The sequence below is a fragment of the Streptococcus parasanguinis genome (genome assembly GCF_001073155.1).
Classification (GTDB): Bacteria; Bacillota; Bacilli; order Lactobacillales; family Streptococcaceae; genus Streptococcus; species Streptococcus parasanguinis_D.
In genome coordinates this window covers 6,141-32,534 of record NZ_JVEE01000040.1, presented here as the reverse complement: position 1 = coordinate 32,534, position 26,394 = coordinate 6,141, and the positions used below count along the sequence as shown (strand labels likewise).

Annotated in this window: 27 protein-coding genes; 16 read left to right on the top strand and 11 right to left on the bottom strand. The window is 40.9% G+C overall.

The annotated features are described in order from the left end of the window. Window positions 1-97 precede the first annotated feature (97 nt). Window positions 98-1,474 carry a H2O-forming NADH oxidase gene (gene nox, locus ADH92_RS07000; RefSeq protein ID WP_049497924.1) on the bottom strand — a complete coding sequence of 459 codons (1,377 nt, stop codon included), beginning with the start codon at window positions 1,472-1,474 and terminating at the stop codon, window positions 98-100. A gap of 224 nt (window positions 1,475-1,698) precedes the next feature. Here nox and ADH92_RS06995 point away from each other — a divergent pair, with 224 nt between their 5' ends. From ADH92_RS06995 to ADH92_RS06985, 3 genes are read left to right on the top strand one after another with little or no spacing between them, the layout of a single operon-like run. Continuing rightward, a complete protein-coding gene (locus ADH92_RS06995; protein WP_023918075.1) occupies window positions 1,699-2,622 on the top strand; it encodes an FAD:protein FMN transferase in 924 nt (307 codons plus the stop codon). Between the two features lie 25 nt (window positions 2,623-2,647). Next, window positions 2,648-3,253 carry an NADPH-dependent FMN reductase gene (locus ADH92_RS06990; RefSeq protein ID WP_037607883.1) on the top strand — a complete coding sequence of 202 codons (606 nt, stop codon included), beginning with the start codon at window positions 2,648-2,650 and terminating at the stop codon, window positions 3,251-3,253. An 18-nt stretch (window positions 3,254-3,271) separates the two neighbouring features. Next, window positions 3,272-4,516 carry an NAD(P)H-dependent oxidoreductase gene (locus ADH92_RS06985; RefSeq protein ID WP_049497922.1) on the top strand — a complete coding sequence of 415 codons (1,245 nt, stop codon included), beginning with the start codon at window positions 3,272-3,274 and terminating at the stop codon, window positions 4,514-4,516. Between the two features lie 30 nt (window positions 4,517-4,546). Here ADH92_RS06985 and ADH92_RS06980 read toward each other — a convergent pair whose 3' ends face one another. The 3 genes from ADH92_RS06980 to brnQ form a co-directional block, all read right to left on the bottom strand. Then, a complete protein-coding gene (locus ADH92_RS06980) occupies window positions 4,547-5,116 on the bottom strand; it encodes a TlpA family protein disulfide reductase (RefSeq protein ID WP_049497921.1) in 570 nt (189 codons plus the stop codon). Between the two features lie 22 nt (window positions 5,117-5,138). Further along, entirely contained in the window at window positions 5,139-5,846 is a 708-nt protein-coding gene (ccdA2, locus tag ADH92_RS06975; RefSeq protein WP_049497920.1) for a thiol-disulfide oxidoreductase-associated membrane protein CcdA2, read from the bottom strand. Window positions 5,847-6,002: 156 nt separating this feature from the next. Continuing rightward, window positions 6,003-7,322 carry a branched-chain amino acid transport system II carrier protein gene (gene brnQ / locus ADH92_RS06970; protein ID WP_049497919.1) on the bottom strand — a complete coding sequence of 440 codons (1,320 nt, stop codon included), beginning with the start codon at window positions 7,320-7,322 and terminating at the stop codon, window positions 6,003-6,005. A 195-nt stretch (window positions 7,323-7,517) separates the two neighbouring features. Between brnQ and ADH92_RS06965 the strand changes: the two genes are divergently transcribed. Continuing rightward, window positions 7,518-8,540 (top strand): YdcF family protein, encoded by a 1,023-nt coding sequence (locus tag ADH92_RS06965; protein WP_049497918.1) that lies wholly within the window; start codon window positions 7,518-7,520, stop codon window positions 8,538-8,540. Between the two features lie 48 nt (window positions 8,541-8,588). Here the strand turns inward: ADH92_RS06965 and ADH92_RS06960 are convergent, their stop codons facing one another. Further along, entirely contained in the window at window positions 8,589-9,143 is a 555-nt protein-coding gene (locus tag ADH92_RS06960) for a GNAT family N-acetyltransferase (protein WP_049497917.1), read from the bottom strand. A gap of 95 nt (window positions 9,144-9,238) precedes the next feature. Between ADH92_RS06960 and ADH92_RS06955 the strand changes: the two genes are divergently transcribed. After that, window positions 9,239-10,582 carry an MATE family efflux transporter gene (locus ADH92_RS06955; RefSeq protein WP_049497916.1) on the top strand — a complete coding sequence of 448 codons (1,344 nt, stop codon included), beginning with the start codon at window positions 9,239-9,241 and terminating at the stop codon, window positions 10,580-10,582. Window positions 10,583-10,654: 72 nt separating this feature from the next. Here the strand turns inward: ADH92_RS06955 and ADH92_RS06950 are convergent, their stop codons facing one another. Then, entirely contained in the window at window positions 10,655-12,325 is a 1,671-nt protein-coding gene (locus ADH92_RS06950) for a formate--tetrahydrofolate ligase (protein ID WP_049497915.1), read from the bottom strand. A gap of 175 nt (window positions 12,326-12,500) precedes the next feature. Here ADH92_RS06950 and ADH92_RS06945 point away from each other — a divergent pair, with 175 nt between their 5' ends. From ADH92_RS06945 to ADH92_RS06925, 5 genes are all read left to right on the top strand, one after another. Further along, window positions 12,501-13,178, top strand: coding sequence for a phosphopantothenate--cysteine ligase (locus ADH92_RS06945; protein WP_049497914.1), 678 nt, complete (start codon window positions 12,501-12,503; stop codon window positions 13,176-13,178). A gap of 10 nt (window positions 13,179-13,188) precedes the next feature. Next, window positions 13,189-13,728, top strand: a complete 540-nt coding sequence (coaC, locus tag ADH92_RS06940; RefSeq protein ID WP_049497913.1) for a phosphopantothenoylcysteine decarboxylase — start codon at window positions 13,189-13,191, stop codon at window positions 13,726-13,728. Then, window positions 13,725-14,285 (top strand): ECF transporter S component, encoded by a 561-nt coding sequence (locus ADH92_RS06935; RefSeq protein WP_049497912.1) that lies wholly within the window; start codon window positions 13,725-13,727, stop codon window positions 14,283-14,285. The genes coaC and ADH92_RS06935 overlap by 4 nt, the downstream gene beginning before the upstream one ends. Window positions 14,286-14,433: 148 nt before the next feature. Beyond that, window positions 14,434-16,149 carry a phospho-sugar mutase gene (locus ADH92_RS06930; protein WP_049497911.1) on the top strand — a complete coding sequence of 572 codons (1,716 nt, stop codon included), beginning with the start codon at window positions 14,434-14,436 and terminating at the stop codon, window positions 16,147-16,149. Between the two features lie 109 nt (window positions 16,150-16,258). Further along, window positions 16,259-16,606, top strand: coding sequence for a DUF6568 family protein (locus ADH92_RS06925; RefSeq protein ID WP_049497910.1), 348 nt, complete (start codon window positions 16,259-16,261; stop codon window positions 16,604-16,606). A 779-nt stretch (window positions 16,607-17,385) separates the two neighbouring features. Here ADH92_RS06925 and mutY read toward each other — a convergent pair. The 5 genes from mutY to yjbM form a co-directional block, all read right to left on the bottom strand. Beyond that, a complete protein-coding gene (mutY, locus tag ADH92_RS06915) occupies window positions 17,386-18,531 on the bottom strand; it encodes an A/G-specific adenine glycosylase (protein WP_049497908.1) in 1,146 nt (381 codons plus the stop codon). 246 nt (window positions 18,532-18,777) lie between these two features. After that, window positions 18,778-19,752 carry a phosphate acetyltransferase gene (pta, locus tag ADH92_RS06910; protein ID WP_021153149.1) on the bottom strand — a complete coding sequence of 325 codons (975 nt, stop codon included), beginning with the start codon at window positions 19,750-19,752 and terminating at the stop codon, window positions 18,778-18,780. Window positions 19,753-19,773: 21 nt separating this feature from the next. Continuing rightward, a complete protein-coding gene (locus tag ADH92_RS06905) occupies window positions 19,774-20,667 on the bottom strand; it encodes an RluA family pseudouridine synthase (protein ID WP_003007192.1) in 894 nt (297 codons plus the stop codon). Beyond that, window positions 20,664-21,491: an NAD kinase gene (locus ADH92_RS06900; protein ID WP_049497907.1), complete on the bottom strand. Its 828-nt coding sequence runs from the start codon at window positions 21,489-21,491 to the stop codon at window positions 20,664-20,666. The genes ADH92_RS06905 and ADH92_RS06900 overlap by 4 nt, the downstream gene beginning before the upstream one ends. Continuing rightward, window positions 21,466-22,137: a GTP diphosphokinase gene (gene yjbM, locus ADH92_RS06895; RefSeq protein WP_023918039.1), complete on the bottom strand. Its 672-nt coding sequence runs from the start codon at window positions 22,135-22,137 to the stop codon at window positions 21,466-21,468. The genes ADH92_RS06900 and yjbM overlap by 26 nt, the downstream gene beginning before the upstream one ends. Window positions 22,138-22,232: 95 nt before the next feature. On the opposite strand from yjbM, the gene ADH92_RS06890 reads away from it, so the two are divergent. The 6 genes from ADH92_RS06890 to ADH92_RS06865 all read left to right on the top strand — a co-directional run bounded on the left by ADH92_RS06890 (window position 22,233) and on the right by ADH92_RS06865 (window position 26,291). Next, window positions 22,233-22,790, top strand: a complete 558-nt coding sequence (locus ADH92_RS06890) for a CYTH domain-containing protein (RefSeq protein WP_049497906.1) — start codon at window positions 22,233-22,235, stop codon at window positions 22,788-22,790. A 72-nt stretch (window positions 22,791-22,862) separates the two neighbouring features. Continuing rightward, window positions 22,863-23,819, top strand: coding sequence for a ribose-phosphate diphosphokinase (locus ADH92_RS06885; RefSeq protein ID WP_003007186.1), 957 nt, complete (start codon window positions 22,863-22,865; stop codon window positions 23,817-23,819). A gap of 9 nt (window positions 23,820-23,828) precedes the next feature. Next, entirely contained in the window at window positions 23,829-24,941 is a 1,113-nt protein-coding gene (locus tag ADH92_RS06880) for a cysteine desulfurase family protein (protein WP_049497905.1), read from the top strand. 9 nt (window positions 24,942-24,950) lie between these two features. Continuing rightward, window positions 24,951-25,298 (top strand): DUF1831 domain-containing protein, encoded by a 348-nt coding sequence (locus tag ADH92_RS06875; RefSeq protein ID WP_009730974.1) that lies wholly within the window; start codon window positions 24,951-24,953, stop codon window positions 25,296-25,298. A 1-nt stretch (window position 25,299) separates the two neighbouring features. Beyond that, window positions 25,300-25,515 (top strand): DUF4649 family protein, encoded by a 216-nt coding sequence (locus tag ADH92_RS06870; RefSeq protein ID WP_049490891.1) that lies wholly within the window; start codon window positions 25,300-25,302, stop codon window positions 25,513-25,515. Between the two features lie 128 nt (window positions 25,516-25,643). After that, on the top strand, window positions 25,644-26,291 hold the full coding sequence (locus ADH92_RS06865; protein ID WP_003007178.1) for a redox-sensing transcriptional repressor Rex: 648 nt from the start codon (window positions 25,644-25,646) through the stop codon (window positions 26,289-26,291). Window positions 26,292-26,394: the final 103 nt, after the last annotated feature.

The window sequence follows — 26,394 nt, the reverse complement described above, 5'->3', positions numbered from 1 at the left end:
TATCCTATTCATTATACCTTATTTCACTGCCTCTGAATACATGGAAAATCAGAAAAAAACAAAACTAGCACCGCTAGCTTTGTTTTTCAATTATTCATTATTCAGCAGTTAAAGCTGCCATTGTAATGTAGTTGTATGGTTTGTTGAAGTGTGGCAAGAAGAATAAGTCAGTCAAGGCCAATTTATCAATCGTAACGTGTTCTTGAATCGCAAGTGAGAACATGTGGATAGCCATTGAGATGGCACTATCACGTGATACCATTTGAGCTCCAAGGATTTGACGAGTGTCTTTATCATAGACGATCTTGATACCAACTTCATAGTTATCGTGTTTGATAAATTCAGGTTTTTGAAGGTCGTTGAAGCCAGTTTCAGTGGCATTGAAGCCTGCAGCTTTCGCTTTTTCAAGAGTCAAACCAGTTGAAACCATGTGAAGGCCGTAGATAGAAATACCGTTAGAACCTTGAACACCGATTCCCTCTAATTCATGACCAGTCGCATTGTAGGCACCAACAATACCTGAACGAACCGCATTAGATGCAAGAGCGATGTAGCTCATTTCGTTACGAGCGTTATCGAAAATCGTCGCACAGTCACCAACTGCGTATACACCTGGAAGTGACGTTTCTTGTTTCTTATCAACAAGGAAGGCACCGTTGCGGAAGAGTTCGATCTTACCATCAGCAAGAGCTGTATTAGGACGGAAACCAACAGCCAAGATAACCATATCTACATCGAAGGTTTCTTTATCGGTTACAAGGCGTTCTACCTTACCATCTCCTTCAACCGCTTGAACAGTTTGTCCAAGTGCCAAACGGATGTTGTGGTCTTCCAAGTTTTTCGCCATGATGTCAGTGAAGTCTTTGTCGTAGTAACCATTCAAAACAGTGTCCACGATATCCACCAAGACAACATTTTTACCAAGACGTTCGAAAGCTTCAGCAAGTTCAACACCGATGTAACCACCACCAACTACGGCGATACGATTCAAGTGTTTGCTGTTGTCTTTCAATTTTTCGATCACTTCTTCAGCGTTTTGGTACAATTTAACGAATTGAAGATTTTCAAGAGTTGCTTTGAATTCGCGGTTACCAGGTACGATTTCAACTCCTTTAATTGGAGGAATGATTGGTGTTGATCCAGTCGCAAAGATCAATTTTTCGTAAGATTCTTTATGTTCTTTTCCATCAACTTCCGCTGTAACCACTTTGTTGTCATAGTCAATTGAAAGAACAGGTGAATTCATGTAGACTTTTGCACCTTTTGCTTCCAATTTTTCTTTGTCAGAGTAGAAAAGACCTTCAGGACCATCGATTTGTTCACCGATCCAAAGCGCCATCCCACATCCAAGGAATGAAATGTTTGAGTTTTGGTCAAAAACTACAATTTCATTTTCATTTCCGAAATTATCTAACATAGTGTTGATACAAGCTGTTCCGGCATGGTTAGCCCCTACAACAACGATTTTACTCATAGAATAAATCCTACCTTTAATTTAATTTACTTCTTGAGTATATCATAAAAATGATATCGGTTACAATTATTTTGCTCAGAATTTGTGATCTTTTTTTCAATTTTCCAGAAAATCCCACTTCACATGTTTCAAAAAATGTCAAACAATATGCTTGAAATGATTGTGAAAACGATATCTTTTTGATATACTGTAAGTAAGTGAAAATAGGAAAGGATAGATTTTTAGTGGACCTAAGTAGTCGATCCGAACGTTTGATGGGAACGACCATCACTGTTTCGATCTGTCACCCACAAGCGAATGAACTCTTAGCCCGCTGCTTTGAACTTCTTCGCTCCTACGAACATCGCTTCAGTGCCAATGATGCAAGTTCTGAACTCATGGAGGTCAATTACCAAGCTGGTATTGCTCCTGTCCAAGTTCATCCAGATCTTTTTGAACTGATTGCATTAGGAACCTTGCATAGTCAAGCTCAAAACAGCCATTTAAACATCGCCATTGGTCCTCTTGTACAGACCTGGCGAATTGGATTTTCAGATGCTAGACGTCCCCAGCAAGGGGAAATTAATCAAGCTCTGACCATGATCGATCCTCACCGAATTCAGCTCGACCCAGAAAACCATACGGTCTTTCTTATGCGTCCTGGAATGAAGATCGATTTAGGTGCCTTGGCTAAGGGCTATAGTGCAGACTGCATTGCGACCTTTTTAAAGAGCCAGGGAGTAACAGATGCCTTGATCGATCTTGGAGGAAATATCCTCACTGTCGGTCAACATCCCGTCAAACAGCAACCTTGGCGGATTGGCATTCAAAATCCAGTCGAAAAAAGAGGTCAGCACCTACTGGTCCTCTCTGTCAAGGATAAATCTATTGTCACCTCTGGCATCTACGAGCGTCATTTAGAAGTGGACGGCCAGTCGTTTCACCACATCTTTGATAGCGCGACGGGCTATCCGGTCGAGACAGACTTAGCCAGTATCACCATCATATCTGATCGATCCGTAGACGGGGAGATATGGACTACCCGCTTGTTCGGGGAATCTCCTGCTTCTATCCTCAACACTGTTGAATCACTTCCTGGTATAGATACCTTATTGGTTTCTCAATCAGGCAAGATCGCCTATACAAGTGGGCTTCAATCTTATTTATAATTCTCCTATCAGAAAGGAATTTTCCATGATAAAACTTATTGCGATTGTGGGGACTAACTCCAAACGTTCTACAAACCGTCAACTGCTTCAATACATGCAAAAACATTTTGCTGATAAGGCTGAGATCGAATTGGTCGAAATTAAAGATATCCCTGTCTTTAACAAACCAGCCGACAAACAAGTGCCTGAAGCTGTCTTAGAGATTGTTGCCAAAATTGAAGAAGCTGATGGGGTGATTATTGGGACTCCAGAATACGACCACTCTATTCCAGCAGTCTTGATGAGTGCTCTAGCTTGGCTCTCATACGGAGTCTTCCCATTGTTGAACAAACCAGTCATGATTACTGGGGCATCATACGGTACCTTGGGATCTTCACGCGCCCAACTCCAACTTCGCCAAATCTTAAATGCTCCAGAAATCAAAGCAAATGTCTTGCCAGATGAATTCTTGCTCTCCCATTCATTGCAAGCCTTTGATCAAAATGGAGACTTGGTGGATTTAGATGTCATTCAAAAATTAGATGCCGTCTTCAATGATTTCCGTGTGTTTGTAAAAATCACAGACAAATTGCGCAACGCCCAAGAATTACTTCGCAAAGATGCTGAAGAATTTGACTGGGAAAACTTGTAAGATAGGAGACTGAAAAGAATGAAATTTGTTGGACTTGTAGGATCAAACTATGATCAATCTTATAACCGTAAACTCTTGGAATTCATTCAACGCAAATTTAAGCTCAAATTTGAATTGGAAGTTCTAGAAATCGACGAAGTTCCAATGTTTAACCAAGATGAAAAATGGGACGAAAGTTTCCAATTGCGTCTCTTATACAATAAAATTAATCGTGCAGACGGGGTTATTATTGCAACTCCTGAGCATAACCATACGATCTCTGCAGCTCTTAAATCTGTTCTTGAATGGCTATCTTTTGAGGTGCATCCATTTGAAAACAAACCAGTCATGATCGTTGGTGCTTCCTACTATGATCAAGGGACATCACGTGCTCAGGTTCACCTCCGCAAGATCCTTGATGCTCCAGGTGTCAATGCTTATACTCTTCCAGGTAATGAATTCCTTCTTGGAAAAGCAAAAGAAGCTTTTGACGAAGATGGCAATATCATCAACGAAGGAACCGTCAAATTCCTTGAAACTTGCTTGGATAATTTTATGAAATACGTTGAGGTTGTGTCCAAATTGAAAAAACCAAAACCAATTGAACCAGAAGATTTAGATTGTAATCATCCAATTGCTACAACTGTTACTGAGGTAGATCCGGATGATCCAGATTGGGTTGAAAAAGTAGCTGAACTTACAGGTGCTGTTTCTGGTGATACCTATGTGAAACTAGACCATGGTATCCTAACTGTTAATCAAATTGATATGTTCTTGAAAGCTATGCCTTTTGAGTTAACCTACGCAGATGATAACAACCAATTCCTCTACTACAACAATGCCCATCAAGATCCTGATACCATGTTTGCCAAACGCGTGCCACCTCAATCAGGAAGCCGGATGTCGACGGTTCATGGATCTCTTCCACCCGCACGTATGAAAAACGTTGAATGGGTAATCGGCACTCTTCGCAACGGAAACCAAGACTATGTCCGTACTATTGTTCCGGGGTCACCTGAAGGGGTGATCAACACCCACAACTACCAAGCTATGTATTATGAAGATGGTTCATACGCGGGTATCAACGAGATTGTCTTCAACTTCAAACCATGGTTGGACTGGTATCTTCAAACAACTGGCCAACGTCTAGTTGGCGGAAGCGGTCCATTTGCTCCTGCTGGTGGACACGGTAGTGCAGATGCAACTTCTGGTGCTTCAGATGCTGGAGGACATGGTGACGGAGGGCACGGAGATGCCGATGCCACTTCTGGTGCAAGCAACTAATAAAAAAATGAAGCTTCGTGCTTCATTTTTTTATTGTAAGTCTTTGATAATCTTCTTAGCATCTTCGTTTGAAATAGCCCCTAATTGTACATGTCCAATTTTTCCGTGGCTATCTATAAAGACTTCTGTAGGAATAGAGCGAACTTGATAATCTGCAAATGAAGAACCGTCTGGATTGTACAAGACCGGTACTGACTTGTAATCTTGTTGATCAAACCATTTGACGAATTCTTCCTCTGTTTTTTCACCTTGGAGTCCTGGTGCCATAATGGTCAGAATTTCAAAGTCCCGGTCCTTTTCTTCAACTAATTTATTGAGTTCAGGCATGCTTTGGCGACAAGGACCACACCAAGTCGCCCAGAATTTCAAGTAAACCTTTTTACCTCTGTAGTCTGAAAGTTTAACCGTGTTCCCCTTCATATCCTTTAGCTCAAAGTCACTCGCTTCTTTTCCTACTAAGGGATGTTTACTTGAGGTTGTGTTGGTCATGGTTTGATTGCTCATATTGTTCATACCACTCTCACTTGATTGCTCCATCGAACAAGCAGACAGTAAAGCGATTGAGAGGATTGAAAAACACGTATATTTGATAAATTTCATAGGTATAATACCTCCATTTGATTTATGAAAAGATTGAAGACAAGCTATTTAATTGTCCCAAGAGTAATAGAATCCCCATAATAATGATGATGGCTCCACCGATTTTCTTCAGCAACAAGAGATGGGGTTTGAGACGATTGAAATAAGGCAATACAAGGCCTGATGCCAGTGCTAAGAGCAAGAATGGGATGGCCATCCCTAATGTATAGATAAAGAGATAGAGAGCACCCACGAGGGCATCTTGTCCATTGGATGCTGCTAATGCTAGAACCGATCCTAATACAGGGCCAATGCAAGGCGTCCAACCAAAACTAAAGCCAAGACCAAGAAGAAAGGCTGAAAACAACTCATTCTTCTGTTTGTTGGCTCCAAAATCTACTGATTTTTGCTTCTCAAGGAAGTGAAAATGAAAGACTTCCATCTGATGAAGACCAAGGATAATGATCAGCGCTCCCATCACGTAGCGGAACCAGTTGGTATACATAACCTGCCCCAATAAGCCAGCTCCGAAACCTATGATAAGGAAAATAACAGAAATACCTGCGATAAAACACAAGGTCTTAACGATGCCATGCCAGCGTATCTTTTTCCCAAAAATCTGAACGGATTTTTCCTGATCACTTCCTAGCAAAACGCCGATGTAGACCGGGAGCAAAGGAAAGACACAGGGAGAGAAAAAGGAGAGAATCCCTGCCAGAAAGACAGTGAAAGAGAAAACGATTTGATTCATAAAACGCTCCGTATATTGATATGTTAGAAATAGTATAACATGCCATTCCTTAAATTAAAAATTTTTGCTACGGTTTGTATTTAAAGAAACTCTTTAGGTACTAGTTTCAAAATAAAAAAACTCTAAAGCGGGGAACTTTAGAGTTTCTAGTAAATCTTATTCTTCTTCTGCACTTTGTTTATTGGGCAAGAACAGAGCAAGGACCATACCAACGACTGCTGGTAGTAACCATGGGAGGGATTGGGCAGCAAACGGCAAGTGCTTAATGATATTTGCTAGTCCTGCAAGTTTAAAGGTACTTGCCAGAACATCTCCAATCGCCACCAAGCTAACTAAGAAAATAGTCAGTTGCATCCCTGTTTTTGAAAGGGCCACAAATTTATTCACAATGACAATCAACACAATGGTAATGGTGATTGGGTAGAGGATCATCAAAACAGGCAATGAATAGGCAATAATGGCACTCAAACCAAGATTGGCAATGGAAAATCCAATCAAGGTAAAGAGAGTTGCATAGATTTTGTAAGAAATTTTAGGGAAAGTGTTATGGAAGAATTCCCCTGTCGATACGATCAAACCTGCTGTTGTGGTAAAGCAAGTCACCGTTACCATTCCTGCTAGGAAAATCTGAGCAACTGGGCCAAAGATAGCCTTGGTTGCTTCTGAGAGGACATAAACACCCTTATTGGCATCGGAAGCCATCACTTCTGCTGGAATTGGGAAGTGATTTCCAAGATAACCCAATCCAATATACAAAATACTAAAGCCAATGGCTACAACGATCCCAACGATCCAGATCGTTTTAATGTATTCTTTTTTGCTGGTGAAACCAAGTTGATTAAGAGTAGTCACTGCGATGACGCTAAAGGCTACTGAAGCAAGAGCATCCAAAGTGTTATACCCTTCAAGGAAACCTTGCCCAAAGGCAGATGCTTTGTAGGCATCTGTTGCCACTTGAGGTGCGTGTCCGCTGTACTTGAGCGCACCAAGGACAACGAGTACAACGATCAAGATAGCAAAGACAGGTGTTAAAATCCGACCAATACTATCTAAGATTTTAGAAGGATACAAGGCAATCAAATAGGCCAAACAGAAATAAATCAAGGTAAAAATGAAGAGACCAAGTCCTCCATTGGCATTTCCTAACAAGGGGGCGATTCCAACTTCGTAAGAAACAGTAGCCGTTCTTGGAATAGCAAAGAATGGACCAATAGACAGATACAAGGCTACCAGATAAACGATGGCAAACCAAGGAGCAATTTTTCGTGAAATCTCGTAGATATACCCTTTAGGATTGAGTGTCCCAATAATCAAGGTGATAATCGCAATTCCTACTCCTGATAAGACAAATCCAGCAATAGCTGGCCAAAAATGGCTACCCGACTGGGCACCTAGCGCAGGTGGAAAGATCAAATTCCCTGCACCGAAGAAAATACCAAATAACAGCAAACCTGTTAAGGAACCTTTACGTAACATGTGTTCTCCTTTACATTTTTCAATCTTATCCAGTATAACAGCTTTTATCCACCACGGCAATTCCTTTTTTCTGAATCTATTGATTTTCTCAATTAGCAGTTAAGGCTTTTAACAACATTGAACGATTGTGGAGTTCATAAGCACATTTTAGCCAATTGTGTTACAATTGAACTACTACTATGTTTAGGAGTCATCATGTTTCTCTATCTATTCTGGTTGGTTCCAGCTACCATTTTTTTAATTTTCTTTATGAACGACCGCAGACGACTGATCAATGCTTATCTCTTTTCAATAAGTTTCGGCATTTTTCTCCTGATTTCTGCCCTCCTACTAGTTGTTCGTACGGAGCTCTGGTTTAACCAAAAGGTTGCCATCATTATCTTTTCAGTACTTGCTATCCTTGTTTTACTCAGCATTATTTTCTCAACTATTTTTCTTCTTTTTAACGGCCGTCAAATGATGTCTTTTGAAGGTAAAAGGTTTGCTAACCTCCTCTCACTCCTATATGGGATCTTTATTATCGGCACCTTGGCGCTTCATTTTCTTCCTGATTTCCCAGGAAAAGATCTCTTGATTTATCCAACAGACTTTGCTCTCTTTTACTCGACTTTTCTTTATCTTTCTTATGTTTTATATGGGACTTTTTGCAATTACTTCCCCGTTCGTAAAGAGCCGGATGCTATCATTGTCCTTGGCTCCGGTCTAATTGGGGATAAAGTACCACCACTTTTGGTCCAGCGTCTCACTAAAGGAAAGGCTATCTATGAGCAGTTCGAGGGAAGACCAAAACTGATTGTTTCTGGTGGACAAGGTGCTGATGAATTAATCTCAGAGGCGGAAGCTATGGCAAACTACCTGATGGAACAGGGTGTACCACAGGAAGACATTTTGATTGAGGATCGTTCTCGAACGACTTTTGAGAATCTGACCTTTAGCAAGGCTATTCTTAAAGATCAGGAACTAGGAAAGAGTGTCCTTGTGGTGACCAATTCCTTTCACGCTCTTCGGGCTGGTGTCTTTATGAGACGATTAAAAATCCCTGGACGCAGTGTCGGTTCAAAAACAGCTTTTTATTATCTCCCATCGGCTTGGATCCGAGAGACGGTTGGGCTAGTTTCTCTCTATTGGAAATGGCATGCTGCTTTCTTAGCTTTTCTATTTCTGCCTTGGTTCTTTTCACAAATCATGAGTATCGTGAACTATTTATTTATTTACTAACCAAAAAAAGTTCTCCGCAAATTAGCTGAGAACTTTTTTATATCATGTCTAATGATCACTAAAGCGTCGGTATTCAATACGGAAATCAAAGTAATTCTCTGCCTGCAGTTTATGGAAGATATCCCGATAAGCCTCTTCATCAAATTGATCGCCTCGATAGAGAATTTCAAAGCTAAGTCCGTCGTATTCTAAAAAGGCATTAGCAGTTTTAAATCCATTTCGCTTATAGAAATCCATCCGAGACTGACGCTGCTCTATATTGTCGCATTCTTCATCTAAACGTTCCACTTCAAGAATCATGGTCCTTTGGTAAAATTCCACCAATTTTTCAATGATTTCTTGACCATATCCGTGGCTTCTTAAATGTGGCATAATGGCAAAGAAACTGACATAAAAAGCTTTCTGATTATAGATTGAAAAAGCAAATCCGACAAATTCTTCCTCGTTATAAAAAGCAAAGAAATTGGCATCGTCATTGTCCGTATAGCGTAAAAATTCTGATAAAGGAACACGCTCTTCTTCTGGAAATGCTTCGATATTCAGCCTTTCGACCTTATCCAGATCTGGGAACGTTTCAGTGATTAATTGGCTCGTTAAGCTCATATGGCCTCCTTTTCTGACACGATTATATCAAAAAATGTAAGGGGATTCAACTACTGATGCTTGTCGCTAGTTACTGAAGTTGGTATAATGGCACTATGAAAAGAATTCAACGTGTGGACCTCATAGATGGTCCTATTTTACCTACTCTTTTAAGTTTTGCCTTTCCTATTCTTTTATCCAATATCTTCCAACAACTCTACAATACTTCGGATGTCATGATTGTAGGACGATTTTTAGGTCAAAAATCATTGGCAGCCGTTGGGGCGACCTCTGCTATTTTTGATTTGATTGTTGGATTTGCTGTCGGTGTTGGAAATGGGATGGGCATCATTATCGCGAGAAATTATGGAGCTAAAAACGATGACCAATTACGAAAATCTGTCGCAGCAACTGCTGTTATTGGCGGCATCCTCAGTCTCTTCGTGATATCTATTGGTGTTGTGGGTCTTTATCCCCTTCTCCAGTTTTTAGGGACCCCGTCAGCTATTATAGCTCAGTCCTATCTCTATATCTCCACTATTGTCAATGGTGTAGCTGTGACCTTTGCCTATAATCTTTGTGCCGGACTTCTTCGAGCGGTTGGCGATAGCTTAGCGGCACTCTACTTCTTGATTATCGCTGCCGTTCTCAATATTCTTCTTGATCTTTATTTTATTACCCAACTCCATCTCGGAGTCCAATCCGCTGGGATTGCGACCATTATTGCGCAAAGTTTCTCTGCACTTCTATGTTTCTTTTATATTCGCAAAAAAGTGCCTTTCCTCCTGCCAAATCGCAACGATTTTGTTTGGGATCAAAGGCTCTATCAGGACTTAATCAGTCAGGGATTTACCATGGGGCTCATGTCTTCTATTGTCTCTATCGGAACAGTCATCTTACAATCAGCTATCAATAAGCTTGGAATGACCATCATTAGTGCTCATATCTCAGCGCGTCGGATCATGTCCTTTGCCCTCCTACCAATGGCTGCTATTTCCACTAGTATGACGACCTTTACCTCGCAAAACTTTGGTGCTAAACGCTTTCGACGGATTCAAAAAGGGGTCAAACAAGCTTGTCTTCTCTCCTTCGTTTGGTCGATCATTGTTGCCATCCTCCTATTCTTTACAAGCCCCTTCTTGACAAGCCTCATATCTGGATCTAGCGATCCTAAATTGATCGCAAATGCCAGCCTCTATCTGAAAATCAGCTCCTGCTTCTATCCGGTCTTAGGATGTCTCTTGATTTTAGGGAATTCCCTCCAAGGTATCGGCCGAAAATTGACCCCTTTGATTTCTAGCTTTATCGAGTTAACAGGAAAAATTCTCTCTGTACTTTTCATTATCCCTCATACAGGCTATATAGGAGTCATTCTTTGTGAGCCTCTCATTTGGGTTCCAATGACCCTTCAACTTTGGTTTACCTACCACAAAGCCAGTCATCAGCTTCTTGCATCATAACATTCGACAAGTCCATAACAAAATAACTTCTGCTCATTTGAACAGAAGTTATTTTTTGTCATCAGGCGTCTATTAGAACAAGCCGATCGCTGTTCCATCAGCAGCCACATCCATATTTAAAGCAGCTGGACGTTTTGGTAGACCAGGCATGGTCATCACATCCCCAGTCAAAGCGACAATAAAGCCTGCTCCCAATTTTGGAACCACTTCACGAATAGTAATTTCAAAGTTTTCCGGAGCTCCCAAGGCATTTGGATTATCGGAGAAGCTATATTGTGTTTTGGCCATACAGATTGGCAACTTATCCCAACCATTTTTCACGATTTGGGCAATTTGTGTCTTAGCTTTCTTCTCAAAGTTTACCTTGCTACCACGGTAAATCTCCGTCACAATTTTTTCAATTTTTTCTTCTACAGAAAGGTTGTTATCATACAAACGTGTGTAGTTAGCTGGACTTGTTTCAATGGTCTTAACCAGCGTTTCAGCAAGGTCAACTCCACCGTCAGCACCATTCGCCCATACGCTCGCAAGCTCTACTGGTACCTCAATTTCAGCACACAATTCTTTCAAAGCAGCAATTTCTGCTGCTGTATCGGTGATAAATTCATTGATGGCAACTACCGCAGGAATGCCAAACTTACGAATATTTTCAACGTGACGTTTTAAGTTGGCAAAACCAGCACGAACAGCCTCTACATTTTCTTCAGTCAGAGCATCCTTGGTAACTCCACCATTCATCTTAAGGGCACGAAGTGTCGCTACGATCACTACTGCATCTGGAGAAGTAGGCAAGTTTGGAGTTTTAATATCGAGGAATTTTTCAGCACCAAGGTCAGCACCAAATCCTGCTTCTGTAATCGTATAGTCCGCTAAATGAAGAGCTGTCGTCGTTGCTAATACAGAGTTACATCCATGGGCAATATTGGCAAATGGACCACCGTGAACAAAGGCAGGAGTTCCATAGATGGTTTGAACCAAGTTTGGCTTAATCGCATCTATAAGGATCAAGGCAAGAGCCCCTTCCACTTCTAAATCACGGACATAAACTGGACTGCGATCATAGCGGTAACCAATCACAATATTAGCCAAACGGCCTTTCAAATCTTCAATATCTGTCGCCAAGCAAAGGATAGCCATAATCTCAGAAGCAACCGTAATATCAAAACCGTCTTCACGCGGAATCCCATTCAAAGGACCGCCAAGACCTACACTGACATGGCGCAAAGCACGGTCGTTCAAATCCACTACACGTTTCCAGATAATGCGACGTTGGTCAATACCGAGCTCATTTCCTTGATGCAAATGATTGTCAATCAAAGCGGAAAGAGCATTATTTGCCGTTGTGATGGCATGCATATCCCCTGTGAAATGAAGGTTGATGTCTTCCATCGGTAACACTTGGGCATAACCACCTCCAGCAGCACCACCTTTAATCCCCATAACCGGTCCTAAAGAAGGTTCGCGAATGGCAATCATGGTTTTTTTACCGATTTTATTCAAAGCATCTGCCAGTCCAATTGTAATGGTTGATTTCCCTTCTCCAGCAGGAGTTGGGTTGATCGCAGTGACTAAAATGAGTTTTCCTACTGGATTTTTCTCAACATCACGAATCTTATCAAAGCTCAATTTCGCCTTGTATTTTCCATACAATTCAAGATCATCGTCATCCAAACCAATTTTCTTAACAACGTCCACAATCGGTTGGAGTTCAATGCTTTGAGCAATTTCGATATCTGTTTTCATAAGGGACTCCTTTATATTTGATAGAACTATTATACCTAAAATTCGCGAAAATAACATTGTTTGAACATGTTTTGAATTCAACGTTCGCTTTTTATGTATATTTTATGGCTTGTCATAGCCTATTTGAATAGCTTCAGAACTTTACTTACGTATCTTTTTTGTGTAAAATAAGCATATGCATATTTTAATTACATCAGGCGGGACGAGTGAAGCCATTGATAGCGTTCGTTCAATCACCAACCATTCCACTGGGAGCCTAGGGAAAATCCTTACAGAAGCAGCTCTTGCAAAGGGACATCAGGTGACCTTGATCACAACGCCTACCGCGCTTAAACCCGATCCTCATCCACACCTTCTACTTCTATTGATCGAGAATGTAGAGGAACTACTTACAGAAATGCAGAAGGAAGTCCCTCATCATCAGGCCTTGATTCACGCTATGGCTGTTTCAGACTATACACCTGTTTACATGACAGGCCTTGAGGAGGTTGAGAAAGCTCAGGACCTCCATAGCTTTATCCATTGCGAAAATCAGGAAGCGAAAATCTCTTCGAGAGAAGAATACCAAGTGCTCTTTCTAAAGAAAAATCCGAAGATTATCTCCTTCGTCAAAGAATGGAATCCTGCCATTCAACTGATCGGCTTTAAACTGTTAGTCGACGTTTCTTCTGAAGAGTTGATCCAGGTAGCGCATGAAAGCCTCGTTAAAAATCACGCCAGCATGATCGTTGCTAACGATCTGACCAAAATTCAGAATGGTCAGCATCAAGCCTATCTAGTGACAGACAATCAGGTCCTAGAAGCTTCTACGAAAACAGAAATTGCAGAGGCTATCCTAAATCATTTACAATAAAAAGGAACATATGACACAAATTACTTTAGCTGTTACCGGTAGTATTTCCGCCTATAAAGCGGCTGATATTACCAGCCAACTAACCAAATTGGGGTTTGAAGTGAAGGTCCTCATGACTCCTGCAGCCAGAAAATTTATCACCCCTTTAACCTTGCAAGTTCTTTCAAAGAATCAAGTAGGCCTTGATGTAATGATCGAAGACGATCCACAGCGGATCGAGCACATCGACATTGGAAAAGAAACAGACCTCTTTCTTGTAGCACCGGCTAGTGCCAATACAATTGCTAAACTTGCTATGGGTCTTGCAGATAATATGGTCACAAGCACAGCTCTAGCTTTGCCTCAAACCACTAAAAAATTACTAGCCCCTGCTATGAATACAAAAATGCTGGAACACCCAGCTACCCAACGAAATCTAAAACTCTTACAAGACTATGGTTACCAGATTATCCAACCTCGTGAAGCTCTACTGGCTTGTGGGGACAAAGGTTCTGGAGCTCTAGCGTCTGTAGAAACTATTTTAGAAACTGTTAAGGAGAATTGTTTATGAGAAAATCATCTTCTATTTCACGAATTGCCATCTTTTTTGCGGTTATGATCACTATTCACTTTGTGACGTCCTTCATTCTGCAATTTGTTCCATCAGGCATTCAACCAACCTTGGTTCATATTCCTGTCGTGATCGCATCTATCATTTATGGACCTCGTACAGGTGCTATTCTAGGACTGCTGATGGGACTCTTTAGCCTCACCATGAATACACTGGTTTTAACCCCAGCAAGCTATCTCTTTAGTCCCTTTGTCCCTCACGGAAATCTCTACTCCCTTCTCATCGCATTAGTACCACGTATTCTCATCGGGGTAACCCCTTACTTCGTCTATCGCTGGATCCACAATCGTACAGGACTTATGGTAGCTGGGATGATCGGTTCTATGACCAATACTGTATTCGTTTTAAGCGGGATTTACTTCTTCTTTGGGAACAGTTTTGGAGGCGGAATTCAAAATTTCCTTGGCTTGATCGTATCTACTAACTCTCTTATCGAAGTCGTTGCGACAGTCCTCATTACCAGCGCAGTTGTTCCATCTCTTGAAAAATTAAAATAATCTTCCAAGTCAAGACAGATTCGTCTTGGCTTTTTTAATAGTTAAATGCTTATTATTTTTGAAAAGATTTACAATTATCGCTAGAATTTTCTGAAAAAATCTGCTATAATGAAAGCGATTAAATATAACGCAAAAAGGAGACGCTTGCATGACCTATCAAGAAAACTACCAAAAATGGCTCGACTTTGCTGAATTACCAGCTTACCTTCGTGATGAGTTGGTCGCAATGGATGAAAAAACAAAAGAAGATGCCTTCTACACTAACCTTGAATTCGGAACAGCTGGTATGCGTGGATTAATCGGTGCTGGTACCAACCGTATTAATATCTATGTTGTTCGCCAAGCAACTGAAGGATTGGCCCAATTGATCGAATCAAAAGGGGAAGAAGCTAAAAAACGCGGAGTTGCCATTGCTTATGACAGCCGTCACTTCTCTCCTGAGTTCGCTTTTGAATCTGCTCAAGTTTTGGCTGCCCATGGTATCAAATCTTATGTATTTGAAAGCCTTCGTCCAACACCTGAATTGTCATTTGCTGTTCGTCACCTCCACACATTTGCTGGGATCATGGTAACAGCTAGCCACAACCCTGCTCCATTTAATGGATACAAGGTATACGGTGAAGACGGTGGACAAATGCCACCTGCAGATGCGGATGCATTGACAGATTACATCCGTGCGATCGAAAATCCATTCACTGTTCAATTGGCTGATCTTGAAGAAAGCAAAGCTAACGGCTTGATTGAAGTTATCGGTGAAAACGTCGACGCTGAATATTTGAAAGAAGTGAAAGGCGTTAACATCAACCAAAACTTGATCAATGAATACGGTCGCGACATGAAGATTGTCTACACTCCTCTTCATGGTACAGGTGAAATGTTGGCTCGTCGTGCTCTTGCACAAGCTGGATTTGAAGCAGTTCAGGTTGTTGAAGCTCAAGCTGTTCCAGACGCTGACTTCTCAACTGTTAAATCTCCAAACCCTGAAAATCAAGCTGCTTTTGCTCTTGCTGAAGAACTTGGCCGCAAAGTAGACGCTGATGTATTGGTTGCAACTGATCCAGATGCAGACCGCCTTGGTGTTGAAATCCGCCAACCAGACGGTTCTTACCTCAACCTTTCTGGTAACCAAATCGGAGCGATCATTGCTAAATATATTCTTGAAGCTCACAAAACAGCTGGTACTCTTCCTGCCAATGCTGCTCTTTGTAAATCAATCGTATCAACTGAGTTGGTGACCAAGATTGCAAAAAGCTACGGCGCAACCATGTTTAACGTCTTGACTGGTTTCAAATTTATCGGTGAAAAAATCCATGAATTTGAAACACAACACAACCACACTTACATGCTTGGTTTTGAAGAAAGCTTCGGTTACCTCATCAAACCATTCGTACGTGACAAAGACGCTATCCAAGCCGTTCTTATCGTTGCTGAAATCGCAGCATACTACCGCTCACGTGATATGACTTTGGCAGATGGTATCGAAGAAATCTATAAACAATATGGTTACTTCGCAGAAAAGACTATCTCTGTTACCCTTTCAGGTGTGGATGGAGCTGCTGAAATTAAGAAAATCATGGATAAATTCCGTGGCAATGCTCCTAAACAATTCAATAACACAGACATTGCTAAGACAGAAGACTTCTTGGAACAAACTGCTACTACTGCTGACGGCGTTGAAAAATTAACAACTCCTCCAAGTAACGTATTGAAATACATCTTGGCTGACGATTCATGGTTTGCTGTTCGTCCTTCAGGTACCGAACCAAAAATCAAATTCTACATTGCTACAGTTGGTGAATCTGAAGCAGATGCCAAAGAAAAAATTGCAAATATCGAAGCAGAAATCAATGCTTTTGTAAAATAAGCACCCACAAAAGATGAGATCAACCAATCTCATCTTTTTTTCGTATCAAAATACAGCATTTTTTCGCCCTTTATGGCATACTAGATTTATAAGAAAGCGAGGTAATCTCATGGAACAATTTTTTGAAGATATTAAAGATCTTGAAGTAACCACTGTTGCGCGTGCGCAAGAAGCCATCGACCAAAAAGAATCAGCAACCTTCTTTATTGGACGCAAAACTTGTCCTTACTGTCGGAAATTCGCTGCTAAATTAGCAACTGTCGTAGTTGAAACAAAAGCTCATATCTATTTTATTAATAGTGAAGAACCAAGTCAGCTAGACGCGTTACAAGTCTTCCGCTCAACTTACGGTATCCCAACGGTCCCAGGATTTTTACATGTCGAAGCCGGTGACGTTACTGTTCGCTGCGACTCATCCATGTCAGAAGAAGAAATCAAAGCATTTGCTCATCTATAAAAAAAATTAGCTAGAGACCATACTCTAGCTAATTTTCATTTTCCGTAAAAGTTGTCCACTTCTATTGTTATTTTTTCGCAAACTATTCTAGTGATCATTTTTCTTTTAAGAAAAATATTGGAAATTCATGTTCCTCTAGCCTATCATCAAGATTAAAGTGTTTTGTAAACCATTTTCTATATCTTTTAAAAAGTAATTCTAATATATAGATTAGCACAAATAACAAGATGAAAATAATAAAAGAATAGATTTTATTTTCATTATTGAAGTCTGTTATATCAAAATGTATTATAAAATAAAAATATATAAAGGTACAGATGGGTAATAAATTTAAATAAAACAAATAACTGAGTAGGAACAGAAATTGGTACTTCTTCGATCTTCTCCTGTAATGCATTTTATATGATTTTGTTATTTTATTGAATAAAGGAAGTCTCCCTCTGCGAAATCTATAGTATTTTGGTAAGGCGTGGTAACCACACCAGTGAAGGATTTTAAAATTTAACTCACGAATCAAGAAAAATAAATTATAACAAATAAAGCAACAAATTAAGATAGAACTGATTTTTGTATGATTTGAATATAATACGCGAATATAAGCAAAATATGCAAGAGCCAAAAAATAATTGAAACAAGCTAATATAAAATAGAGAATACTAGCAAATATACTACGAGTTCCTATAAAATTTTTATCTGAATAATCTGGTCTATACTCCATATAAGTTACATAATCCTATTCTTTTTCTTCATAAAGTTAAGCTCTGTACTGAAATGAACGTTCATTTATTAAATGCTTCCCAGATCTTTTGCTGGGGTTTTGCAAAAGGATAATCAGAAAATTCGTCAGGTTTTAACCAAACAGTTGATTCACTTGATTGCTGCACTCCTTCTTTCACCAGACCAAATCGAATCTGAACCTGCCACTTACGATGCGAAAAGACATGCTGAACAATAGGGTAAGACTTGTCCTGCCAATCAATGGCCAAGTCATAGTCCTGTTCAAAGGAAAGAATTTCTGAGTTATCCCCTGCTTCTCCATTACCATCTAATAAAGACAATTGCCCAAAGGTATCAGAAAGGCTATCCACTTCGATCAAAGGGAAATGCCAAAAACCAGACAAAAGCCCTTCTCGCTCATTTTTCTCCAGCAAGTAGCGCCCTTGACTATCCTTGATAATAAAGGCTGTTAGATAGACAGGTACCGGTTTCTTCTTAGGAGCCTTGATGGGATAACGATCCATGGTTCCATGTTGGTAGGCCGCGCTAAACTCCTTGACAGGACTTTCTTCTGGCCGTGGATTGACTGGGGACTCAATATCTGAGCCCAAATCCATCAAAGCCTGATTAAAATCACCAGGACGGTCTGGATCAATCAAGACTTCCATCATAGCTTGAAAAATCTTACGATTGGTTGGGATTCCGATATCGTAGTCGACCTCAAATAAACGAGCTAAAACACGCATGACATTGCCATCCACTGCTGGCTCTGGCAAGCTAAAAGCAATACTGGCAATGGCACCAGCTGTATAAGGTCCAATCCCCTTCAATTTAGATATTTCCTCATAACTTGATGGAAACACTCCTCCGTGATTTTCCATTATCTGCTGGGCAGCTTTCTGCATGTTACGGACACGTGAGTAATAGCCCAAGCCTTCCCAAGCTTTTAAGAGTTTTTCTTCAGGGGCTTGAGCCAATTCAGCGACCGTCGGAAACCAGTCTAAAAAACGCTCATAATAAGGAATCACCGTATCGACACGTGTCTGCTGGAGCATAATCTCTGAGATCCAAATTTTATAAGGATCCTGGGTCCTTCTCCAGGGGAGATCCCGTTTATGGGCATCATACCAGGCTAATAACTTTTCTCGGAAGGAGGCGATTTTTTCCTCCTCCCACATGGTAATCCCGTAATCTTTTAAATCTAACATATTCCTAGTATACCATAGAATGAGTTAGAGTTTAGAAATTCTGATTTTATAAAGAAAAAGAGGCTGGGACAAAAGTCCTAGCATCTCAATTATTTTTGGATTGTCGAGCAAGACGCAGTGGTTGAGTGGGCTCTAGTACGCTGATTTCATCAGCTTTTACAGCCCTACTCAACTGTGCGGAGGTGGGACGACGAAATCGAATTTTAACGAATTACCAATTTCTGTCCCACTCTCTAAATGCATTTCTTATTGTTCCACAGCTTGAGCTGCTGTAATCAAGGTTAATTTGTAAACGTCATCTGCATTACATCCACGAGAGAGGTCGTTGACTGGTTTATTCAATCCTTGCAAGACAGGACCTACTGCTGCAAAGCCACCAAGACGTTCAGCCATCTTGTATCCAATGTTACCTGCTTCAATACCAGGGAAGATAAAGACATTAGCTTGACCTGCCACCTTGCTTCCTGGAGCCTTCAAGGCTGCAGTTGCAGGGACAAAAGCTGCGTCAAATTGCAATTCCCCGTCAATTTCAAGGTCTGGACGAAGTTCATGAGCAAGCTTAGTCGCTTCAACAACCTTATCAACACTTTCACCGAAACCAGATCCTTTTGTTGAATAGCTCAACATAGCAATTTTTGGATCAATACCAAACATCTTGGCAGTGATAGCTGAATTGATGGCAATTTCTGCTAATCCTTCAGCATCTGGATTGATGTTGATGGCACAGTCCCCAAACAAGTAGCGTTCAGATCCACGAACCATAAGGAAAGCCCCTGAAGTCCGTTTTACATTTGGACGAGTTTTGATAATTTGAAGAGCCGGACGAACAGTTGCGGCTGTTGAGTGAATCGCACCAGATACCATCCCATCAACAATTCCCATGTGCACCAACATGACACCAAAATAGTTAACGTCGTCTTTCAAAACTTGACGCGCTTCTTCTTCTGTCATTTTGCCCTTACGACGTTCTACTAAGGAAGCTACCATTTCTTCAAAACCTGGATAAGAATGAGGATCGATGACTTCATATCCATCCAAAACCCCTTCGATTTCAAGATAAATCCGAATTTTATCTGGATTACCAAGCAAGACAGGGGTTACTTCTGTCTCGTTCACAATGCGTTTTGTCGCTTGGAGGATACGAGGTTCTTCACCTTCTGGTAATACAATACGTGCATTCTTACCAACGAGGTTGGCTTTGAGATTTTCGAAAACTTCCATGAGTTTTACTCCTTTTAATAATTAATAACTAGTTTGAAGCTGTGTTAATACAGCTTGGAAATCTGGAGGCAGTGGACTTTCTATGACCAATTCTTCCTCTAGAAATGGATGATAATAGGATAGACGATGACAATGAAGGGCTTGGCGCTCAATGCCGTCTTCTAAACTTCCGCCATAGAGATCATCTCCCAAGAGCGGAAAACCAATATGGGAAAAATGAACGCGGATCTGGTGGGTTCGACCTGTGTGTAACTGAATATCCACTAGGTGAATATCACCAAAAGATTGAACAACCTGGTAGCTTGTATGAGCATACTTGCCACCTTTAGCTACCTTTCGGGTGATAATTGAATCTTCATCACGCGCAATCGGAGCAATAATCTCTCCGACAGGATCAAGCTTCCCAGATCCCTTGACCAAGGCATAATAGCGTTTCTGAATCGTTTTAGACTGCAATTGCTTATCCAAGCGAGCATGGGCATAGCCATGTTTGGCAAAGAGCATAACGCCACTTGTATCCTTGTCCAAACGAGTAACAATGTGAACCTGCTGGTTCTCGTAGCCCTGCTTCACATAGTAGCCCTTTACAAAATTTGCTAAGGTATTGGAATGAATCGCACTTGGAATCGATGCAATGCCAAAGGGTTTGTTTAAGACCAAAAAATGATCATCTTCAAACAAAATATCCAAAGGCCGATCCATGGGTTTTAGGGTTTCGAATCCTTCTTCTGCTGGAATATCAATGACCAAGCGATCCCCAATATCCAACAAATAAATTGCATTCTCCGGACGTCCATTGACAAGGATCTGGCCACCACGAAACTTAATCTTTGCTAAGAGCCCCTTAGAAACCTCATGCTTTTTCAGGAAGGTCTTGACCTTGACATGCTCATCGACAATGAATTCAAATCTCATTCTCTATCATCTCCGATAAAGGCATCCTTGACCCGATTCCAGAAGCTGGTGTGACTGGAACTTGCCACAAAATTAATCTTATGGTTGTCAATCTGATATTCTACCTTTGCAATATTACGGTAAGAATAGGTTGAATTGTCGACAGAGATAATGTGGAAGCCAGGTCTTGTCGGTGTAATCTCGATCTTATCCTTTTTAGGGACAATAACAGAAGAACCCAAGGTACGATAGACACGATTGTTGAGACTGGCGATCTCAGCGATCTGTAGCGCCTCAATAGTCGGGTGAAGGACTGCTCCTCCTAAGGATTTGTTGTAAGCCGTACTTCCTGTTGGAGTCGAAACGGTAATCCCGTCTCCTCTGAAGCGCTCAAAATCCACTCCATTAATCGTAAGATCGGCAACCATGGTCCGGTCGCTTCTCTTAATCGTCGCTTCGTTCAAAGCTCTCATGGTACGGGTTTCCCCATTTTCGAAAGTAATCTTGACATTCAAAATAGGGTAAGAAACCTTAGCTCCAGTATCATATTTTAAGTTCTCAACCAGCTTATCGATTTCACTGTCTAAGTAATCTGTATAAAATCCTAAGTGTCCGGTATGGACGCCAACAAATCGCACCCGATCCAACTGGTGTTCATACTTGTGAAAGGCCGATAGCAACATCCCATCGCCACCAATTGAAATCACAATATCCGGGTGCTTCTCCGTCAAAATAAAATTATTTTTCCGAAGCTTGTAGCACAACTGCTGAAAAACCTCTTCACTTTGACGCTTGCGATTGCGAATAATGGATACTTTTTTACCTGTAGTCTTCATCTGTGTCATCACTATTTCCAACGCCATCATTTAACTTACGATGAAGTGGATCAAACAGGGCTTGAGCCTCCTGAATCGCATCCCGAATTGCCCCCATCTCTTCATCCAAGAGATAGGCCAGGTTTGCTGTCGTCTCTAAGCGTTTTTTGATCTCGTCTGGAAAGTCTCCTTTATATTTATAATTAAGCGAGTGTTCAATGGTTGCCCAAAAATTCATGGACAAGGTCCGAATTTGAATCTCTGCTAAGATCGTTTCATTTCCATCAATGGTATCGACCGGATACTCGACCACGACGTGGTAACTCCGGTAGCCACTTGATTTCTTGTGGCGGATGTAATCTCGCTCTTGGACCACGCGCATATCCTGCCGTTGTCTCAGAACCTCTAGGATCTCTTCGACGTCATCCACAAACTGGACCATGATGCGAAGACCAGCAATATCTTGCATATCCTGAGCCAGATTTTCTTCAGAAATATTTCTTCGGATCATCTTTTCGCGAATGCTCTCAATCGGCTTGACCCGTCCTGTAACAAACTCAATTGGAGAATGCTTTTGTTGCTTACGATATTGCTTACGAATCCCACGCAGTTTGATTTTTAATTCCCCAACTGCTTGGATATACGGATCTAAGAAGTTTTCCCAATCAATTGCCATCCTACCACCTTGTAATCTGAACCATTTTTTTATACAATAAACACATCTCTTATTATATCATGAATCGCTTTTGAAAAAAAGCAAAGGACCACAAAATGAACCATTTAGAAATTGAATACAAAACCATGCTAGACAAGGAGGAATACCAATCCATCCTTCCACTTTTTGCTGATACAGAATTGGTTGTCCAAACCAATCACTATATCGATACACCCGACCAGCTCATCCGTAAGGAAAAAATGGCCTTGCGGGTGCGTACTTTCACAGATCAGGCTGAATTGACTCTCAAAGTCCCTGAAGATGTTGGCCATTTCGAGTACAATCAAGACCTCAACCCAGAAGAAACCAAGGAGATTCTTCAACACCAACAGTTTCCTGACGGAGAAATCAAAAACCTCTTGATCTCTAAAGAAATCCCCGTTGAACACCTCGCGGTCTGGGGAAGCCTTACAACAGAACGATTCGAAAAAGAAACTGATGCAGGATTGGTGGCACTAGACCACAGTCTCTATCTAGACACTGAAGATTATGAATTAGAAATCGAGGTCGAAACTGCTGAACAGGAAGAAAATTTCCATCAGTTCATAACAGACCATGGAATCGTCTACAAAGCAGCAAAAAATAAAATCGCCAGATTGGCTGAAAGATTGTAAAATAGCTGAAATTATCGCAAATTTTTGCTAAAATAGTGCTAAGATCAAAAATCTAAATGAGGTTGGAATCACATGTCAGATAAAAAAAATATGAAGCTCTTCTCTCTCAATTCAAATCCAGAGATTGCGCAAAAAATCGCGGATCATGCTGGGGTTCCACTTGGGAAAATTTCATCCCGTCAATTCTCAGATGGTGAAATCCAAGTCAATATTGAGGAAAGTGTTCGTGGATATGATATTTATATCATTCAATCAACCAGTTTCCCTGTCAACAATCACTTGATGGAACTCTTAATTATGGTGGATGCTTGCCAACGGGCCAGCGCAAATACTGTCAATGTGGTCATGCCTTACTTCGGTTATGCTCGCCAAGACCGGACTGCTGCTCCTCGCGAACCAATTACTGCTAAGCTTGTCGCAAACATGTTGGTCAAAGCTGGGGTGGATCGCGTCGTCACACTGGATCTCCACGCTGTTCAGGTCCAAGGTTTCTTCGATATTGCCGTGGATAACCTCTTTACCATTCCACTCTTTGCAGAACACTACATTAATAAAGGTCTAACTGGTCCTGATGTTGTAGTCGTCAGTCCTAAAAACTCAGGTGTCAAACGGGCTCGTAGTTTAGCGGAATATCTTGATGCACCGATTGCCATCATTGATTACGAACAAGATGATGCAAACCGTGATTATGGCTATATTATCGGGGATGTCAAAGATAAGAAAGCAATCTTGATTGACGATATCCTCAATACCGGTAAGACATTCTCAGAAGCTGCGAAAATCGTCGAACGCGAAGGTGCTACTGAAATTTATGCTGTTTCAAGCCATGGTTTATTTGTAAAAGGCGCTGTTGAATTATTAGACCAAGCTCCGATCAAAGAAATCTTGGTAACCGATTCTGTTGCTCCAAATGGACCAACACCAAAAAATATTAACTATCTGACAGCTAGCGAACTGATCGCTGAAGCTATTGTTCGCATTCAAGAAAGAAAACCTGTTAGTCCTCTATTTGCCTACCACAAGAAATAAGGTCTTAATGTGATATATTTTGATAATGCCGCAACAACTCCCCTTCTACCTGAAGTCATTGATAAAATGTCTGCAACTATGAAGACCACTTTTGGAAATCCATCGAGCCTTCATGCTCATGGACGGATGGCTAGTAAACTCCTCCGAGAATCTCGCGAGCAGATTGCTCAGTCTCTCCATACTCTTCCAAATCGTATTTTCTTCACTTCAGGTGGATCAGAAAGTAATAATACCGTTATAAAAGGCTACTGCTTGAAACACCAAGCAGATGGCAAACACATCATTACGACCGCTTTGGAACACCATGCGGTTCTAGAACCCATCGAATATCTTGTAGAACGTTTCGGATTTGAAGTGACGATCGTCCAACCAAGAGATGGACGCATTCAGGCTCGTGATATCAAGGCGGCACTTAGACCGGATACCATTCTTGTCTCTACCATGTTTGCCAATAACGAGACAGGCGATCTTCTACCGATTAAAGAAATCGGAGAACTCTTAAAAGATCTTCCAGCTGCCTTTCATGTTGATGCTGTACAAGCAATTGGAAAGGTCCCTGTCTATCCCGAAGAGTTGGGAATTGATTTTCTCAGTGCTTCTGCCCACAAATTCCACGGACCAAAGGGCGTCGGCTTCCTTTATGCGGCCACCCCAGATTTTGATAATCTCTTACATGGTGGGGATCAGGAAAATAAGATGAGAGCCAGCACGGAAAATCTTATTTCTATTGTCGGGATGGCAACCGCGCTTCAGCAAGCTACACTATATCAAGAAGAAAATTTCAACCAGGTTCAAAAACTCGGCCAAGAACTAGTCAATGGTTTAGCAGCCTTCGACTACTACGTAAATGCGAATGAGGATCATCTTCCATTTGTTTGGAACCTTGGCTTTCCGGGTGTCCAAAATGACGTTTTACTGATGCGACTCGATCTTGCTGGCATTTCTGTCTCTACAGGTTCTGCTTGTACCGCTGGTACAGTTCAACCCAGCCATGTCCTTGAGGCGCTCTATGGAAAAGATAGCTCACGCCTAAAAGAATCCCTTCGAATTAGTTTTTCAGAACTCAATAGCGTAGAGGAGGTTCAAGACTTCCTCTCAAAACTTAAAGAAATTTTATCATAGGAGAACAATATGGCTTTTGAAACAAGCGTTTCATTGAAAGACTGCAAATATACCTATAGTCTACACCCAAATGTTAAAAAATATACCTTACGTGACAATACATTTGCTGTTACAAAAGTTGGAAATTACGAGTTAAATCGTTTGCTCGAAGCCGTTCCAAATAGCGGCGAAGGCTTCCTACTTAAAATCATTTTCAATAAAGATTTGACAGGTTTTAAGATCAATATTACAGACAAGTCTGGGCTTCGCCTGGTTAATATCTTTAAAAATCCAGAAAATGACATTATCCAACAAAAATTCTATTTCTTAATGGATAGTCTTGTCGAAAGAGAAATTTTCAACAAAACAGAGGCCTAATATGGTAACCCTAACTTATATCGATGCTTACCAAGTAGAACGAACGACTACTTATCCTGACCTTGCAGCCTGTATCCTAGCTTTTTCAGGCTGTGTAACCTTGCCTGACTCTTACTCAATCGTATCCATTGAATACAAGGGGGAAAAGCTCCCCTATACAGGACGAGTCGATGGACTTTATGCTTTTTTGAAAAAGGTAGAACAAGCTGAAAACTAAGCTGATGCTGATGGAACTCTCCATCGCCATCAGCTTTTTCTTTAGACAAAAATATTTTTAAAAACCGCTCTAGATAGTTGATTTTTTCACAATCTTCCTATACAATAAGAGGGAAAGGTTGTGATATTGTGAAACATGATAAAAATACTCCAATTCCACGCGCAACAGCAAAACGCTTATCGCTCTACTACCGCATTTTTAAACGCTTTAACTCTGAAAAAATAGAGCGCGCCAATTCCAAGCAAATTGCGGATGCAATTGGGATTGACTCTGCTACCGTTCGCCGAGATTTTTCTTATTTTGGTGAATTAGGAAGACGGGGATTTGGTTATGACGTAAAAAAACTGATGAACTTCTTTGCCGATCTTTTAAATGATAATGCCATTACCAATGTCGCTATTGTGGGGATCGGAAATATGGGAAGTGCGCTCCTCAATTATCGCTTCCATGAACGCAATAAGATGAAAATTGTCATGGCTTTTGATGTAGATGATCATGAACTGATTAATACCAAAAGTAAGGATGGGATCCCCATTTATGGGATTTCTACGATCAAAGAAAAGCTCAAACAAGAAGACATTCAAACAGCAATTTTAACTGTCCCAAGTATTAAAGCGCAGGAAGTTGCTAGTCTTTTAGTAGATGCCGGTGTCAAAGGAATTCTAAGCTTTTCTCCGGTCCATCTGACAGTTCCTAAAGACGTTGTTGTCCAATATGTCGATCTCACTAGTGAATTGCAAACACTCCTTTATTTCATGCGAAAAAACGAAGAATAAAGATTTATACATTAACAAGAAAAGAGGCTGGGACAAAAATCCTAGCCTCTCAATTATTTTTGGATTGTCGAGCAAGACGCAGTGGTTGAGTGGGCTCTACTAC